This is a genomic window from Nonomuraea sp. NPDC049649, from assembly GCF_040675175.1.
Lineage (GTDB): Bacteria > Actinomycetota > Actinomycetes > Streptosporangiales > Streptosporangiaceae > Nonomuraea.
In genome coordinates this window covers 22,213-38,253 of record NZ_JBFAOH010000043.1, presented here as the reverse complement: position 1 = coordinate 38,253, position 16,041 = coordinate 22,213, and the positions used below count along the sequence as shown (strand labels likewise).

Annotated in this window: 11 protein-coding genes; 6 read left to right on the top strand and 5 right to left on the bottom strand. The window is 72.5% G+C overall.

Annotated elements, in window-relative coordinates; all coding sequences use genetic code 11:
• Window positions 1-1,641, bottom strand: a complete 1,641-nt coding sequence (locus AB0J42_RS32480) for an extracellular solute-binding protein (RefSeq protein WP_364301274.1) — start codon at window positions 1,639-1,641, stop codon at window positions 1-3.
• Between the two features lie 176 nt (window positions 1,642-1,817).
• Between AB0J42_RS32480 and AB0J42_RS32475 the strand changes: the two genes are divergently transcribed.
• The 3 genes from AB0J42_RS32475 to AB0J42_RS32465 all read left to right on the top strand — a co-directional run bounded on the left by AB0J42_RS32475 (window position 1,818) and on the right by AB0J42_RS32465 (window position 6,896).
• Complete coding sequence (locus AB0J42_RS32475) at window positions 1,818-3,032, top strand: ROK family transcriptional regulator (RefSeq protein ID WP_364301271.1); 1,215 nt, start codon at window positions 1,818-1,820, stop codon at window positions 3,030-3,032.
• Between the two features lie 103 nt (window positions 3,033-3,135).
• Window positions 3,136-5,895: a glycoside hydrolase family 3 C-terminal domain-containing protein gene (locus AB0J42_RS32470; protein ID WP_364301269.1), complete on the top strand. Its 2,760-nt coding sequence runs from the start codon at window positions 3,136-3,138 to the stop codon at window positions 5,893-5,895.
• On the top strand, window positions 5,892-6,896 hold the full coding sequence (locus AB0J42_RS32465; RefSeq protein ID WP_364301267.1) for a LacI family DNA-binding transcriptional regulator: 1,005 nt from the start codon (window positions 5,892-5,894) through the stop codon (window positions 6,894-6,896). The genes AB0J42_RS32470 and AB0J42_RS32465 overlap by 4 nt, the downstream gene beginning before the upstream one ends.
• Before the next feature lie 38 nt (window positions 6,897-6,934).
• Here the strand turns inward: AB0J42_RS32465 and AB0J42_RS32460 are convergent, their stop codons facing one another.
• The 3 genes from AB0J42_RS32460 to AB0J42_RS32450 form a co-directional block, all read right to left on the bottom strand.
• Window positions 6,935-8,383 (bottom strand): serine hydrolase domain-containing protein, encoded by a 1,449-nt coding sequence (locus tag AB0J42_RS32460; RefSeq protein ID WP_364301265.1) that lies wholly within the window; start codon window positions 8,381-8,383, stop codon window positions 6,935-6,937.
• A 108-nt stretch (window positions 8,384-8,491) separates the two neighbouring features.
• A complete protein-coding gene (locus tag AB0J42_RS32455; protein WP_364301263.1) occupies window positions 8,492-9,868 on the bottom strand; it encodes a hypothetical protein in 1,377 nt (458 codons plus the stop codon).
• Between the two features lie 164 nt (window positions 9,869-10,032).
• Complete coding sequence (locus tag AB0J42_RS32450; protein ID WP_364301261.1) at window positions 10,033-11,778, bottom strand: biotin carboxylase N-terminal domain-containing protein; 1,746 nt, start codon at window positions 11,776-11,778, stop codon at window positions 10,033-10,035.
• A 185-nt stretch (window positions 11,779-11,963) separates the two neighbouring features.
• Between AB0J42_RS32450 and AB0J42_RS32445 the strand changes: the two genes are divergently transcribed.
• The 3 genes from AB0J42_RS32445 (at window position 11,964) to AB0J42_RS32435 (ending at window position 15,706) form a co-directional block, all read left to right on the top strand.
• On the top strand, window positions 11,964-12,236 hold the full coding sequence (locus AB0J42_RS32445; RefSeq protein ID WP_364301259.1) for a WXG100 family type VII secretion target: 273 nt from the start codon (window positions 11,964-11,966) through the stop codon (window positions 12,234-12,236).
• Between the two features lie 74 nt (window positions 12,237-12,310).
• Window positions 12,311-13,456, top strand: coding sequence for a S8 family serine peptidase (locus AB0J42_RS32440; RefSeq protein WP_364301257.1), 1,146 nt, complete (start codon window positions 12,311-12,313; stop codon window positions 13,454-13,456).
• 108 nt (window positions 13,457-13,564) lie between these two features.
• Window positions 13,565-15,706 carry a serine/threonine protein kinase gene (locus tag AB0J42_RS32435; RefSeq protein ID WP_364301254.1) on the top strand — a complete coding sequence of 714 codons (2,142 nt, stop codon included), beginning with the start codon at window positions 13,565-13,567 and terminating at the stop codon, window positions 15,704-15,706.
• A gap of 57 nt (window positions 15,707-15,763) precedes the next feature.
• On the opposite strand, the gene AB0J42_RS32430 is transcribed toward AB0J42_RS32435, so the two are convergent.
• The gene (locus AB0J42_RS32430) at window positions 15,764-16,036 is read right to left on the bottom strand and encodes a YbaB/EbfC family nucleoid-associated protein (protein WP_364301302.1); all 273 of its coding nucleotides are present in this window, start codon (window positions 16,034-16,036) and stop codon (window positions 15,764-15,766) included.
• Window positions 16,037-16,041: the final 5 nt, after the last annotated feature.

The window sequence follows — 16,041 nt, the reverse complement described above, 5'->3', positions numbered from 1 at the left end:
TCACAGCCGGCCGTTCTCCCGGGCGACCTCGCTGTAGAACTCGCGGGCCTCGTTGCCGCCCTTCTCCTGCCATTCCTTGACGATCTGCTTCCACTCGGAGACGGGCCGCTTGCCCCGGTAGATCTCGTTGAGCTTGTCCTCGGTCGGCTGGACCAGGCCGGCCATCTTCGACGGCGTCTCCACCCGGATGCCCACGAACGGGTCGTTCTCCAGGTACTTGGCCGCGCCGTTCGACCAGTCCCACAGCGACTGGACCAGGCCCTCGTACTGGCTCATGGCGTTCACCGGCGGCCGGCCGGACAGGAACATGTACGTGGGCGCGACCTCCTTGCGGCCCAGCGCGGTCTGCTCGACCTTGCCGCTCTCGACCGTGTAGTGCTCGCCCTCGACGCCGTTGTTGACCAGCTCGTACTCCTGGGTGCCGAACGGGGCCGAGCACCAGTCGGCGATGGCCAGCAGTTCGCGGGTGCGGGCCTCGTCCAGGCCCTTCTTGATGAAGCAGAACATGCTGGCGGGCTCGTTGCGCCAGACGATCGGCGCCTGCCCGGCCTCGGCGGCGAACGGCGCCACGGCCTGCTGGTTGAAGTCGGGGTTGTCCGGCAGGAAGCGGCCGAGGTTCTCGTGCCAGGCGCCGAGCCCGTCCTTCATCATGATGAGCTGGCCGCTGCCGAAGGGCGCCTTCTGGTCGGCGAACGCGTTGGCGACGACCTCGGGGTGGACCCAGCCGTTCTCGAAGAGCTTGGTCAGGAGCTCCACCGAGGCGGCGAACTCCTCGGTCTCGTACTTGTGGACGAGCGTGCCCTGGGAGGTCTTGCGCCATTCGCGGGGAGAGCCGAAGGCGCGCTGGAGTTCCTGGTCGACGCCGCCGAACGCCCAGCGCTTCTTCCTGGGGTCGGTCAGCTCCTTGCCCAGCGTGAGCAGGTCGTCGGTGGTCTTGGGGTGCGGCAGGCCCAGCTCGTCGAGGATGTCCTGGCGGACGAAGAGGGCGAACGGGAAGGGGTCGTTCTGCCAGGGGATGCCCTGTAAGACGCCGCCGAACACGCCGTACTGCCAGGCGGCGGTGTCGTAGTTGGCCAGCAGCGGGAAGTCCTTGGCCTTGTCCCCGGCCAGGAAGGGCGACAGGTCGGCGAAGAGCTTGTTGGCGGCCTCGGTGAAGCGGGCGATCTTGATGAGCTCCCAGCCGGGGATCTGCATCATCTCGGGGACGTCGCCGCTGGCCAGCAGGGTGGAGACCTTCTGCACGTACGTGTTGCCGTCCGAGATGTTGAACCGTACGGTGCCGCCCAGCCGCTCGTTGACGGCCGCGTAGTAGGAGTTGTCGCCGAGCCCGGGCGGGACCGTGCCCCAGAGCGGGGTCATCGCGGTCACCTCGGAGCCGCTGGTGATCGGCTTGGCGGTGACCGCCTGGACCATCTGCGCGGGCCGGGTGAGGAAGCCGGGGGCGACGAACTCGCTGCCGGGCAGGTCGGGCTTCAGGCCGGGGATCTCGAACGGGACGCGGGTGGGCACCAGGCTCGCCAGTTTGTCGGCGGCGACCGCGGTGCCCTGGGCGGGGCCTCTCTTCTCGGCGCAGCCGGTCGCCGCCGCCAGGACGCCCGCGCCGGCCAGGCTGAGGAACCCTCGGCGAGTCGTCGGATTCATCGCTCGCACCCTTCTCCGAATGGGGGTGGCCAACTAGGATTAATTAGTTGGTATTACGCCCAAACAAATTAGTAGACTGTGACCGCGACCACAAGGGAGCGTCACGGTCACAGGTTGGTGAAGGGAGCCCGCGATGCGGCATGCTGGGGGCACTTCTCGGTGGGAACGGGGCTGATTTGATCACTTCCACGACCGGCCCGCAGCCGGCGGACTTCGCCGACGTCCGGGCCACCAACCTCGCGGTCGTGCTCCGGTTCGTGCGCGAGCACGCGCCGTGCTCCCGCGCCGACATCGCCGCGAACACGGGGCTCAACAAGGCGACCGTCTCCAGCCTGGTCGCCGACCTGATCGACCGCCGCCTGGTGCGCGAGACCGGCCTCACCGAGAACCGCGTCGGCCGGCCCGCCACCATGCTGGTCCTCGACGGCTCCCCGTACGCCGCGATCGGCGTCGAGATCAACGTCGACTACGTCTCGGCCGTCGCGACCGACCTGGCGGGAGAGCGGCTGCTGGCCTGGCGGCGCTCCTTCAGCGCGGGCGACTCGGTCAACCAGGGGGTGGCCAACGTCGCCGCCATCGTCCGGCGGGTGGTCAACCGGATGGCGAAGGAGGAGCGGCAGGTCCTCGGCCTCGCGGTCGCCGTGCCCGGCCTGGTCGACGTGCAGGGCATCGTACGGATCGCGCCCAACCTCGGCTGGCGCGACGCCGACATCGGCGGCGACCTGACCAAGGCGCTGCGCGACCCCGGCTTCGCCGTCCAGGTCGACAACGACGCCAACCTCGCGGCCCTGGCCGAGCAGCGCTTCGGAGGCCATGCGGGAGCCGACGACCTGGTCTACCTGACCGGTCAGATGGGCGTCGGCGCGGGCGTCATCCTCGACGGGCGGCTGCGCCGGGGCGGCCTGGGTTACAGCGGCGAGCTGGGCCACGTCCAGCTCGACCCCGACGGTCCCCCCTGCCGCTGCGGGCGGCGCGGATGCCTGGAGGCGGTGGCCGGCATCGGCGCGGTGCTGCGCCGGGCCGACCCGTCCCCGGCGGAGATCGAGATCGAGCTGGAGGAGGTCGTCAGATCGGCCAAGGCCGGTGACGAGGCCACGCTGGCCACGCTCCACGCCGTGGGCGCCGGGCTGGGCCGGGGCGTGTCGATCATCGCGAACCTGCTCAACCCCCGGGTGGTCATCCTCGGCGGCTACTACGTGCCGCTGGCCCCGTGGCTGCTGCAGCCGGTGCGCGCCGCCGTGCGCGACGGCGCCATCGCGCCGGACGCCGGGGGCTGCGAGGTGGTCGCCTCGACGCTCGGCCACGACGCGGCGGCTCTGGGCGGGGCGGCGCGGGTGCTCGACTCGCTCGATTCGGGAAGATTGCCGGGCGGAATCTCACGAACCTCTTGACCTAGGTTCACAAACGCGTGCACCCTTCATGAAACTCCGGAAACACCGACGCAACCCCCACCGGCCGGTCATCGAAGCGCTTCGACACCCCCCGAGGATGGCCATGCACGAACCCTTCCGCGATCCCGAGATACCCCTCCACCACCGGATCGCCGACCTGGCGGGCAGGCTCACGCTCCAGGAGAAGATCGGTCTGCTCCACCAGTACCAGGCACCCGTCGACCGGCTGGGCGTGGCGGCGTTCCGCACCGGCACCGAGGCCCTGCACGGCCTGGCCTGGCTGGGCCCCGCCACCGTGTTCCCGCAGGCCATCGGGCTCGCCTCCACCTGGGACCCGGAGCTGGTGCGCCGCGTCGGCGAGGCCACCTCCGACGAGGTGCTGGCCTTCCACCACAAGGACCCGACCGGCGCCGGCCGGAACGTCTGGGCCCCCGTGGTCAACCCGCTGCGGGACCCGCGCTGGGGACGCAACGAGGAGGGCTACTCGGAGGACCCGTGGCTGACCGGGCTCATGGCCGCGGCGTACGCGTGGGGGCTGCGGGGCAGCGACGCCAAGGTGCTGAAGACGGCCCCCACGCTCAAGCACTTCCTCGCGTACAACAACGAGACCGACCGCTGCGTCACCTCCAGCAACCTGCCGCCCCGGGTGCTGCACGAGTACGAGCTGCCCGCCTACCGGCCCGCCCTGGAGCAGGGCGCAGCAGTCGCCGTCATGCCCTCCTACAACCTGGTCAACGGCCGCCCGGCGCACCTCAGCCCGCTCATCGGCGAGGTGCTGCGGGCCTGGGCGCCGGACGACCTGCTCGTGGTCAGCGACGCCTACGCGCCCGGCAACCTGTTCACGCTGCAGGGCTACCACGACGACCCCGCCGAGGCGTACGCGCACGCCATCAAGGCCGGGCTGGACAGCTTCACCCAGGACGACGACCGGGCCGAGGACACACTCGGGCACATCGGGCAGGCCCTGGAACGCGGCCTGCTCACCGAGGACGACATCGACGCCGCCGTGCGCCACGTGCTGTCGATCCGCTTCCGGCTCGGCGAGTTCGACCCGTCGACCCCGTACGACCACATCACCGAGGAAGTCGTCAACTGCCCGCGCCACCAGGACCTCGCCCGCGAGGCCGCGCGGCGCTCGTTCGTGCTGCTGGAGAACGACGGGCTGCTGCCGCTCGGCGGCGTCACCACGGTCGCGGTGATCGGCCAGCTCGGCGACACGCTCATGGAGGACTGGTACAGCGGGACGCTCCCGTACGCAGTGACAGCCCGCGGCGGGCTGGCCGAGCGGTGCGAGACCGTGTTCTGCGAGGGCGTCGACCGGGTGACGCTGACCGCCGAGGCCGGCGGCGTGACGGCCGACCCGGCGGGCGGGCCGCTCAGCCTCGGCACCGAGCCCGGTGAGTTCGACGTGTTCGACTGGGGCGGCGGCGCCTACGCGCTGCGCGCCGCGGCCACCGGCCGGTTCGTCTCCGTGGACGACGGCGTGCTCGTCAACGACCAGCCGGGGCCGAACGGGTGGGAGGTGCGCCAGACGTTCCGGATCGAGGAGCGGCCGCGCGGCTCCGTGACGCTGCGGCACATCTCCACCGGCTGCTACGTCGGCGCCGCCGGCGACGGCACGCTCCGCCTGGTCGACGACGCCGACCAGGCGCTCTGGCTGGAGCTCGACGTGGTCGAGAGCGGCGCCGTGAAGGCCGCCGGACTGGCCGCCGCCGCGGACGTGGCCGTCGTCGTGGTGGGCGACCACCCGCTGGTGAACGGCCGTGAGACCGAGGACCGCGGCACGCTCGCGCTCGCCCCCGCCCAGGACGCCGTGGTGAAGGCCGTGCACGCCGCCAACCCGCGCACGGTCATGGTGATCAGCAGCGGCTGCCCGCTCACCTGGACCGCCTCCGGGGTGCCCGCGGTGCTCTGGTCCGCGCACGGCGGGCAGGAGTACGGGCACGCGCTGGCCGAGATCCTGTTCGGCGACGCCGACCCGGAGGGCCGCCTCACGCAGACCTGGTACCGCTCCGAGCAGGAGCTGCCCGACCTGCTCGACTACGACATCATCACCGCCGACGCCACCTACATGTACTTCCGGGGGACGCCGCGCTACCCGTTCGGGCACGGGCTCAGCTACACCGGCTTCGGCTACTCCGGCCTCACCGCCGAGGTCGACGGCGAGACGGTCCGGGCCGAGGTGACCGTCACCAACACCGGGCCGCGCGAAGGCGTCGAGGTCGTCCAGTTCTACACCCACCAGCGGCGCTCCCGCGTCAAGCAGCCGCTGCGCCGCCTGCGCGGCTTCGAGAAGGTCCGGCTCGCGCCCGGCGAGAGCCGCACCGTCCGGCTCGACCTGCCCGTACGGGAGCTGGCCTGGTGGGACGTGACCCGCGGCCGGTTCGTCGTGGAGCGGGCCCGGCACCGGCTCATGGCCGGCCGCAGCGCCACCGACCTGCGCGTCACCGCCGGCTTCGAGATCGACGGCGAGACCGTCCCGCCGCGCCGCGGCCCGCTGCGCGCCGCCGACCACGACGAGTACGACGCGATCACGTTCACCGAGGCGAGCCGCGAGCGCGGCGACGCCGTCCGGGCCGACACCGAGGGCGCCTGGATCCTGTTCCGGCAGGTGGACCTCACCGGCGCGGCCTCCTGCCTGGCCGTGCTCGGCAGCACCGAGGGCGGCGTGCTCACGCTGCGGATCGGGGACCCGCTCTACGGGCGGACCGTCGCGACCTTCCCCGTCCCCCGGACCGGGCGGTACGACCTGCATCCCATCGCCGCCTCCCTTGCGGCCTCGCCGGGAGTGCACGATCTTTATGTCGTGTTCGAGAACGAAGGCGTCACGCTCAGCCAGATCGACTTCGCGGCGGCGACATGAGCGGGCGCACGGTCACCATCACCGAGGTCGCCCGGCACGCCGGAGTGGCCGTGAGCACCGTCTCGTACGTGCTCAGCGGCAAACGCACGATCTCGGCCGGCACCCGGCGGCGGGTGCTCGACAGCATCGACGCGCTCGGCTACCACCCGCACGCCGGCGCCCGCGCGCTGGCCAGCAAGCGGGCCAACGTGATCGCGCTGGTGCTGCCGCTCCGCGCCGGCATGCACGTGCCCGTGCTGATGCGCTTCGCCAGCGCGGTCGTCACCGCCGCCCGCCGCTACGACCACGACGTGCTGCTGCTGACCGCCGACGAGGGCACCGACGGCATCCGGCGGGTGGCGGCCAGCGCGCTGGTCGACGCGTTCGTGCTCATGGACGTCGAACTGGACGACAACCGGGTGCCGCTCCTGCGCGAACTGGCCGAGCCCAGCGTGCTCATCGGCTTCCCCGCCGAACCGGCCGGCCTCACCTGCGTCGATCTGGACTTCGCCGCCGCCGGCGGGCAGTGCGTCGCCCACCTGGCCGAGCGCGGCCACACCCGCATCGCGCTGCTCGGCGCGCCCGCCGTCGTGTACGAGCGCGGCACCGGGTTCGCGCGCCGCACCCGGGAGGGTTTCGTCGCCGCCGTCGCCGCGCACCGGGTGAAGGGGCTGGCGCTGCCCTGCGAGGAGACGTTCGACGAGGTGTACGCGACGCTGAGCAGGCTGCTGCGGGACCAGCCGGACCTGTCGGGGCTCGTGGTCCACAACGAGGCCGCGGTCGGTCACGTGCTGAGCGCCCTGCGCCAGCTCGGCCGGCGCGTCCCCGAGGACGTGGCGGTGGTCGCCATCTGCCCGGACGACGTGGCGGAGCGCGCCAGCCCGCCGCTCACCTCGGTGCTGATCCCGGCCGAGGAGGTGGGCCGGGAGGCGGTCCGGCTGGTGATGGAGAAGCTCGACGGCAAGATCGTCCCGGAGGCCACCCTGCTCACCCCGCAACTGGCCCTCCGCTCCAGCACCTAGGTCGCCAGGACGAACGCGAAACCGGCCGGCTCCAGCGCCTAGGTCGTCAGGACGAGCGCGAAACCGGCCAGCAGGAGCGCCGGGAACGCGGGGGACAGCCAGGTGTGCCACTTCACCGGCTTGGCGCTGAGCGGCAGGGCAGGCCAGCGGGCCGCGCAGGCGGCGATGGCCGCGGCCAGGACGCCCGCGCCGAGAGCCCACACGAACGGCGGGACGACGTCCCAGCCGCCCGCCGTGTACGCCAGCCCGAGGAACAGCGCCGCCCACAGCCCCCGCCGCACCACCGACAGCCGGTCGAGCCCCGGGTTGCGGAACGCCGAGTAGAGCAGCCCGAGCCCGGCGAACGGGAAGACGAGGGCGAAGATCAGCGGCCGGAAGTCCGGGTTCCCGCCGTCCGGGGCCTCGACACCGAGCAGGCGCAGGCCGATGCCGTCCACCGGCGTCCCGGTGTTGCCCATGACGACCACGCCCTGCCCGGACGCCCGGTCGAAGCCCGCGTACGTCCGGAACCCGCCGGTGCCGCCGTTGTGCCAGGTGATCTCCCGGTCGCCGTAGCGGGTGGTGAACCAGCCGTAGCCCACCCGCTCGTTCTCGCCCGCGTCGAAGCGCGGCGTGGCCGCGTCCGCGCCCGGCGCGGAGCCCGCCATCACGCTCTGGACGAGCCGGGCGACGTCGTGCGCGGTGGACCAGACAGCGCCGCCCGCCCCCGCGTGCCCGTGGTCGCGCCAGGGCTCCGCGGGCTGCCCGTTCGCCCCCGCGCCGTGCGCGTGCCCGGCGGGCAGCGGCTCGTCGGGCTGGACCACGACGGTGGCGTCCATGCCGAGCGGGCCGAGGATCCGGGCGCGCAGCAGGTCCTCGTAGCCGGTCCCGGCGTGCCGGGCCAGCGCCTCGCCGAGCAGCGCCGCGCCCAGGTTCGAGTACGAGACCTCGCCCCGGTCCCGCGCCGAGACCGCCGCCGCGTCGTTCAGCATGCTCTCGACGCCCGCCGTGCCGTACGGGTTCTCGCCCGCGAAGACGTACAGGTAGGAGCGGAGGAAAGCGGCGGGCGTGAAGCGGACACTGGGCACCCCGGCGCGGTGCGAGGACAGCTCGGCGAGGGTGGCCGCGCCCACCGCCGGATCGGAGAAGCGGACGTCCGGCAGCAGCTCACGGACCGGGGTGTCGGGGGAGAGGCCGTCCCCGGCCAGGCTCGCCAGCAGCATCCCGGTCAGCGGCTTGGTGATCGAGCCGAGCTCGTAGGGCGTGTCCTGGTCCACCGGGCGGGCGTCGGGGCCGCCGGTGTCGCCCGCTCCGGCGTACCGGACCCGGCCGTCCTCGATGAGGGCCACGGACAGGCCCCGGTGAGCGCCGTCACCCGCCGCGTCCCGTACCAGCTCCGCCAGGGTGGCGTCGCCGGTCGTCGCGGCGCCCAGCCGCGGCGGGCCGGGGGAGACGAACAGGGCGAGGGCGGCCACGACGAGGGCGGCCAGTAGTGCGGCTCGCTTCATACTTCGATACTACGTAATTTCGGAATTTCAGCCAAAGCCGGGCCCTCAACAGAACGAGAGCGCGCCCCCAGGGAAGGGGACGCGCTCTCGTGTCAGCTGAGGACGGGATTACCAGTCGCCGCCGCCGAAATCGCCGCCGCCGAAGTCGCTCCAGCCGCCACCGCCGCCGAAGTCTCCACCGCCGCCGAAATCGCCGCCACCGCCGAAGTCGCCGCCACCGGCGCCGGCGTCGTAGCCGCCGCCCATCATGCCGCCCATCATCATGCCGCCCATGCCCCAGCCCATCATGGAGCCCATCATGGTGCCGATGAACATGCCGGTCATGATGTCGCCGAAGCCGCCGTAGTAGCCGTAGGCGTACGGCTGGTAGGCCGGGCCCGCGTCGTAGTAGGGCCGCATCTGGCCGTCGACCATGACCTCGCGCATCTGCGGGTCGAAGCCGCGCTCCACCGCCTCGGCGTCGGACTTGCAGGCGGGCACGTCGCGCACCGCGCCGCCGGCCGGAGCCCAGCGCACGTCGCGCACCGACGGGCCGTGCTGCGGGTTGAAGAAGCAGGGCGCGCGCCGCTCGGGCACCGGCTCGTTGTTGACCCGGGCCTTCACCACGGCCAGCGCGTAACGGCCCTCCTCGAGGGTGCCGGTGACCTCGCGGACCTGGTCGGCCCGCTCGATCGCGGCGAGCTGCGTCTTGGCCTTCTCGTAGGAGTCGAGAGCCTGCTGCCACTCCTCGATGTGCCCGCCGCCCTGGCCGGCGAGGACCACGTCGGTGTCGAGCGCGGTGATCTCCTCACCGAACTTGGTGACGTCCTCCTCGACGGTCTGCTTGACCGCGGCCAGGTCCTTGGCGTCCTGGATGGCCTGCTTCTTCTTCTTGTTGCGCGAGTAGAGGAAGTAGCCGCCGCCGCCCGCCAGCGCGAGCACACCCAGCGTGGCCAGCGCGCCGAAGCCGCTGCCGTCGTTGATCGGCCCGGAGTCGAGGGCCGAACGGGTCTTGCCCTCGGCCATCAGGTTGACCCGGGCGATGAAGTCCTCCATGCCGGAGACGACGTCCTCGTTGTTGCGCACCGCCAGCTTCGACAGCTGGTCGGTCATGCCGGCCCGGCCGAAGTTGGACGCGGCGAACAGCGACGGGCCGTCGAGCACGGCGACCGTCCACTGGCCGCCCTGCTTGGCCGCGTTCACCGCGTCGCCGAGCTGCTTGATGTAGCCGGCGGGGTCGGTCACGGTGTTGTCGGGCAGCGCGGCCAGGTAAATCTTGTTCTTCGAGCTCTTGAGCGCGTCACGGATCTCCGACTGCTGGTCGGCGCTGAGCGACGAGCCCGGGGCCACGAAGAGCGGGTCGCCTCCCTTCCAGGTGGAGAGCACCGTCTGGGCGTCGGGCGGCGCCGCCGCCGCTTGGGCGGCAGGGGACAGCGCAAGAGTGACCATCAGACCGGCAATAAGAACCGCGATCGCGGCCCCTGCGCGGCGCAGCGAATCTTTCATTGGCAGCAAGCCTCCTTCGCCCATGAGGACGAACGGGCGGTCGGCGAAGTTCCTCACTGCGCACGTTACCCGCCATGAACCTTCCGGGAGCGCGCAGTCTCGCTGAACCACGCGCGTCCCGGACTTCCGGCAGCTCCGAAACCGGGCCCGCGGCGGGCCCGGTTTCACGCGTCCTTGATCTCGCAGATCGCCGCCCCGGACGTGACCGTCTGGCCGATCTCCGCGGTGAGGCCGGTGATGACCCCGGACTTGTGCGCGGCCAGCGGCTGCTCCATCTTCATGGCCTCCAGCACCACCACGGTGTCGCCCTCGGCCACCGTGTCGCCGTCGCCGGCCACGACCTTGACGATCGTGCCCTGCATCGGGGAGACAAGCGCGTCGCCGCCCGCGGCGGCCTTCTTCGCGCCGCCGCCGGAGCGCCGGGGCTTCTTCGCGGCGGACGAGCCCGCCGTCGCCGCGCCGAACCCGCCGGGCAGCACGACCTCCAGCCGCTTCCCGCCGACCTCGACCGTGACCGTCTCACGCGGCTCGGGCTCGTCGGCGGCGATCTCACCCGCGTACGGGGCGATGGTGTTCTCGAACTCGGTCTCGATCCACCGCGTGTGGACGGTGAACGGCTCGGAGGTGAACGCCGGGTCCGACACCACCACCCGGTGGAACGGCAGCACCGTCGGCATGCCGTCGATCTCGAACTCGGCCAGCGCCCGCCGCGACCGCTCCAGCGCCTCCTGGCGGGTGCGGCCGGTCACGATCAGCTTGCCCACCAGCGAGTCGAACGCGCCCGGCACCGTCATCCCGGCCTCGTAGCCGGCGTCCACCCGGACGCCGGGGCCCGACGGCACCCGCATGGCGGTGAGCGTGCCCGGCGCGGGCATGAAGTCGCGGCCCGCGTCCTCGGCGTTGATCCGGAACTCGAACGAGTGGCCGCGCAGCTCCGGGTCGTCGTAGCCGAGCGGCTCGCCGTCGGCGATCCGGAACATCTCGCGTACGAGGTCGACGCCGGCGATCTCCTCGGTCACCGGGTGCTCCACCTGGAGGCGGGTGTTGACCTCCAGGAAGGAGATCGTGCCGTCCTGGCCGACGAGGAACTCACAGGTGCCCGCCCCCACGTAGCCGGCCTCCTTGAGGATGGCCTTGGAGCTGGAGTAGAGGATGTCGATCTGCTCCTGGCTGAGGAAGGGCGCGGGGGCCTCCTCCACCAGCTTCTGGTGGCGGCGCTGCAGGGAGCAGTCGCGGGTGGAGACGACGACGACGTTCCCGTGGCGGTCGGCCAGGCACTGGGTCTCGACGTGCCGGGGCCGGTCGAGGTAGCGCTCGACGAAGCACTCGCCGCGGCCGAAGGCGGCCGTCGCCTCACGCACCGCCGACTCGTACAGCTCGGGGACCTCCTCCAGACGGCGGGCCACCTTGATGCCGCGCCCGCCGCCGCCGTACGCGGCCTTGATCGCGATCGGCAGGCCGTGCTCCTCGGCGAACGCCACGACCTCCTCGACCCCGGAGACCGGGTCCTTGGTGCCGGCGACCAGCGGGGCGCCCACCTTCTGGGCGATGTGCCTGGCCTGCACCTTGTCGCCGAGCGCGGCGATCGCCTCGGGCGGCGGGCCGATCCAGATCAGGCCGGCGTCGGTGACCGCCCGCGCGAAGTCGGCGTTCTCGGCCAGGAAGCCGTAGCCGGGGTGGACCGCGTCGGCACCCGAGCGCGCCGCGACGTCGAGCAGCTTGCCGATGTCGAGGTAGGTCTCCGCCGGGGACTGGCCGCCCAGGGCGTAGGCCTCGTCGGCCGCTCTCACGTGAAGCGCGTCACGGTCCTGGTCGGCGTAGACGGCTACGCTGCCGATCCCGGCGTCTTTGCACGCGCGAGCCACCCGGACGGCGATCTCGCCGCGGTTGGCGATGAGAACCTTCTGCACCCGACATCCATCCTTCCTGGGTGACTACTGAAGGGGAGTTTAGGTGCTCTAAATCGATCATCTGCAGGTGGGGCGGTCTGATGGACTGATAGCCGCTTGGTATAGAGGCCGTCCAGGCGGTCACGGCGCATCTAGGGTGAGGGCGCTTCCCCGTCCGAATCCAGCTTCCCAGCCAGGAGGTTTGCATGAGCCAGAGCATGCTCGGCGGCGACCCTGCGGAGATGCAGGCGATGTCCGCACAGTTCAAGCAGCAGTCCGAGGCCGTGCGCGCCACGATGTCGGCGCTGGACAAGGAGGCCGCCAAGGTCGGCACGGCCTGGACCGGCCCCGGCGCCCAGAAGTTCCAGGGCGCGTGGCAGAACTACCGGACCGCCTTCCAGCGCATGACCGAGGAGCTGATCGAGGCGTCCCGGGTCATCGACACCTACCGGGGCAACATCGAGTCCGCCACCCGCTGAGTGCGCCGTGGTGGAGGCCCCGGTCCCGCCGAGGCCTCCACCAGGGCGGAACGGGCGCGCTACGCTCTCCCGACATGATCGTGCGCGTCCTCCTGGCGAGCCTGCTCGCCCTGCACCTCGCCGCGGCCCCGGCGGCGGCCGCGCCGGACGACTGCAAACCGGAGAAGGGCACGGTCAAGCTGCCCGCCGGTGAGCCGTGGGCGCAGAAACGGCTCGACATCAAGACCGCCTGGCGGCTGACCACCGGCGCCGGGGTCACCGTCGCCGTCGTCGACAGCGGCGTCGACTACCGCCATCCGCAGTTGCGCATCTCCAAGGTCATCGATCAGACGCACACCGGCCACCACGACTGCGTCGGCCACGGCACCGCCGTCACCGGCATCATCGGCGCCCGCTACCTGGCCGGCGTTCCCTTCCACGGCGTCGCCCCGGACGCCAAGCTCGTGGTGGTCAAGCAGAGCAACAAGCGCGAAGGCGACATCGCCAAGCTCGTCGACGCGATCAACGACGCGGTCGCCGCCCGCGCAGATGTGATCAATGTCTCCGTCCGGGCCTCCGACCATCCGTCGCTGCGGGCCGCCGTCCAGCGGGCGCTGGCCGCCGACATCGTCGTGGTGGCCGCCGCGGGCAACGTCACCGGCCCCGACGACGAGAACGTGCCCGCGTATCCGGCCGCCTACGACGGCGTGCTGTCCGTGGGCGGGGCGGCGCCCGACGGCAGCCGCGTCGACTCGTCCAACGCCGCCACCCCCGTGGGCGTGATCGGCCCCGGCACGGACCTCACCGCCCCCTGGCCGGGCCGCAGCTACCGGCGCGGGCTGGAGGGCACCAGCTACGCCACCCCGTACGTGGCGGGCACCGCCGCCCTGGTCCGGGCCCGCTTCCCCGGGCTGAACCAGGAGCAGGTGCGCCGGCGCATCATCGCCACCGCCGACGGCGCGGCCGGCGCGGGCACCGGCGCGGGCATGGTGAACCCGGTGCTCGCGCTCACGGCGGTGCTCCCGTACGAGAACGCGAGCGTGCCCGTGGTGGCCGATCCGCCACCGTCCGCGCTGCCCGCCGACGCGATCGCCAAGGTCCCGTCCCGCGACGAGACCGCCGAGGGGATCGCCACGGCGGTGGGGGCCGGCGCGCTGCTGGCCGCCATGGTGGCCGGCGCGCTGGCGCTGCTCGTTCCGCTGGGACGGCGGCGGGGCTGGCGCGCCGGAAGGGTGTCTTGATTACGACTTGTGGATGAAATAGTCAATTTGTCAGTGAAACTACTGCTACGTCTGTGACGCATGCGATTCAATGTCCCTTCAGGATCTTGGATTATTGAAGGGACGAAGATGCACCCCCTGCGTCCGGGTGATCCCGAGAAGCTGGGCGCGTACGTCGTCTTGGGGCGATTGGCCGACGGTCCGCGCGGAGCGGCGTTCCTCGGCAAGGAGTCCGACGACGCGCCGCAGAGAGTGATCAAGTTACTGCCTCCCACGGCGGAGGAGGGCGACGACGTAGCCCGGCTCACCGGGGTCCAGCGCGTCTCCAGCGCGTACGTCGCCAGGACGCTGGATGCCGGGAAACACGACGACCACCGCTACCTCGTACGCGAGCACGTCGAAGGACGCAGCCTCGCCGAGGTCGTGGCCGCGGACGGCCCTCTCGACGGCGACGCGCTCGAACGGGTCGCGGTCGGCGTGCTCACCGCGCTGACCGCGGTGCACCTGGCCGGCATCACCCACCGCGGGCTCACCCCGCACAACGTGATCATGGGCCCCGACGGTCCCCGGGTGACGGACATCGACCTCGGCGAGCCCGTCGGCGAGGTGGGCTACCGGGCGCCCGAGCAGCTCCGGGGCCTGTCGTACGGCCCCTACGCCGACGTGTTCGCCTGGGCGGCGACGGTGGCGTTCGCCGCGACCGGGCAGCCGCCGTTCGGCCAGGACGAGGGCGCGGTGCTGAACGCGCAGCCCGAGCTGGGCGACCTGGCCGAGCCGCTGCGCCGGGTGGTGCTGTCGGCGCTCTCCAAGGACGTGGCGCAGCGGCCGACCACCTACATGGCGCTGCTGCAGCTCCTCGGCGACAAGCGCGGCGGGCCCGCCGGCCTCGCCAAGGGCGTTCCGTCCGACGGGGAGCCCTTGCAGGGTGTGCCCGTGCCGCCGCAGGCCGGGCAGACGTGGGGCCCGCCCCCCGGGGGTGTGCCGCCGCACCCAGGGCAGACGTGGGGGCCGCCCGCCGGCGGTGTGCCGCCGGAGGCCGGGCAGACGTGGGGCCCGCCGCCGCAGGGCGCGCTGCCGGGCGGCGGCGAGCCGGTGCAGGGCGTGCCGGTGCCGCCCGGCGGACCGGCGTGGGAGCCGCCCCAGGAGCCGGCACCCCAGGCCGCCGTCGCCGGTCAGACCGTGTCCTCCCGCCCGCCGCGCAAGTTCCCTGTGGGGCTGGTCGCCGCGGTGGGCGCGCTGGCGCTGCTCTCCGGTGCCGGGCTCTGGGGCGCCAACCAGTACGCCTCGACGCAGCGTTTCGAGCCGGTCGCCGCGGCCGGTGACCAGGCCGAAAGGCGCGGCTCCGGCAGCGAGAAGGTGGAGAACGGCGTCGCCCTGGCCGAGCAGAACCCGCCCTCGCAGGGCCAGCCGCAGCAGGGGCAGCCGCAGGGCCAGCCCGAGCAGGGCCAGCCCGAGGTGGTGGTGCCGTGGGCCAGCCCGACCGCTGCCGCGAACGACGTCGGCCCGATGGTGCTGCCCAACGACTGGGCGACGCAGCCGCCGGCGACCCCCGACCTGACCACGGTGCCGACGCCGGCCCCGATCGTCACCCAGCCGGTGGTGCAGCCGACCCCGGTCCAGCCCACGGTGACCGTGACGGCGACTCCGGAGGCGACGCCCACCCCGACTCCGACGCCTACCCCGACGGACATGGTCCACCCGTCGCCGACCGTCACGGTGACCGCGACGCCGACGCCGACGGTCACCGTGACCGAGACGCCGACCCCGACGCCCACGGAGACGCCGGTGCCGACGGTGACCGTCACGGAGACGCCTACGGAGACGCCGACGCCCACCGCCGAGCCGACGGCGACCGCCAAGCCGACGGCGACTGCGAAGCCGACGGCGACCGCCAAGCCGACGGCCACCGCCAAGCCGACGGCGACCAAGACGGCCAAGCCTCCGGCGACGAACCCGTACACGGCCGTCCAGGTCTGCGGTGAGGGCTTCTACGTGCAGCGCAAGGAGAGCTACCCCGGTGGTGAGACCTACCAGCTCTACAGCAGGGACACCGGTGAGAACTGCGTGGTCACCCTGAAGAGGGCGAACCTCGGCAAGGCGACCGAGGTGAGCGCGGCCCTGGAGGTGCAGGGCGGCGACTCCAAGATCGAACGGGGCAACTACAAGTACTACGCCGGGCCGGTCAAGATGTCAGCCAAGGGGAAGTGTGTCCGCTTCGCCGGCAGCGTCGGTGATGAGGGATTCCGGTCAGACTGGGCCAACTGCGGCTGACCTCGATCGTGAGAACCCCTCCGGGCCGTTCCGGAGGGGTTCTGTCTTCCCGGCTTGTCAGGGGAGGCGGGGCATGGCGCTCTCGGCATCCCGCTCCGCCCTGGTGATGGCGGAGAGGATCTCGTCGGCGAGGCGCCGGGCGTCCAGCCGGCTCCGGCTCAGCGGGTGGATGCTCAGGTCGAGCAGGACGCCGAGGGCGTCCGTCGTGGCCACGATACGGCCCCCGTCGGCGCGGCCGGTGAACCGGCGGGCGCTCCACTGCGCCGCCGTCTCCTCGGCCCGCCGCGCGGAGGAGAGTATCTCGTCGAGGCGCGCCATCGCCTCGTCCATGTCAC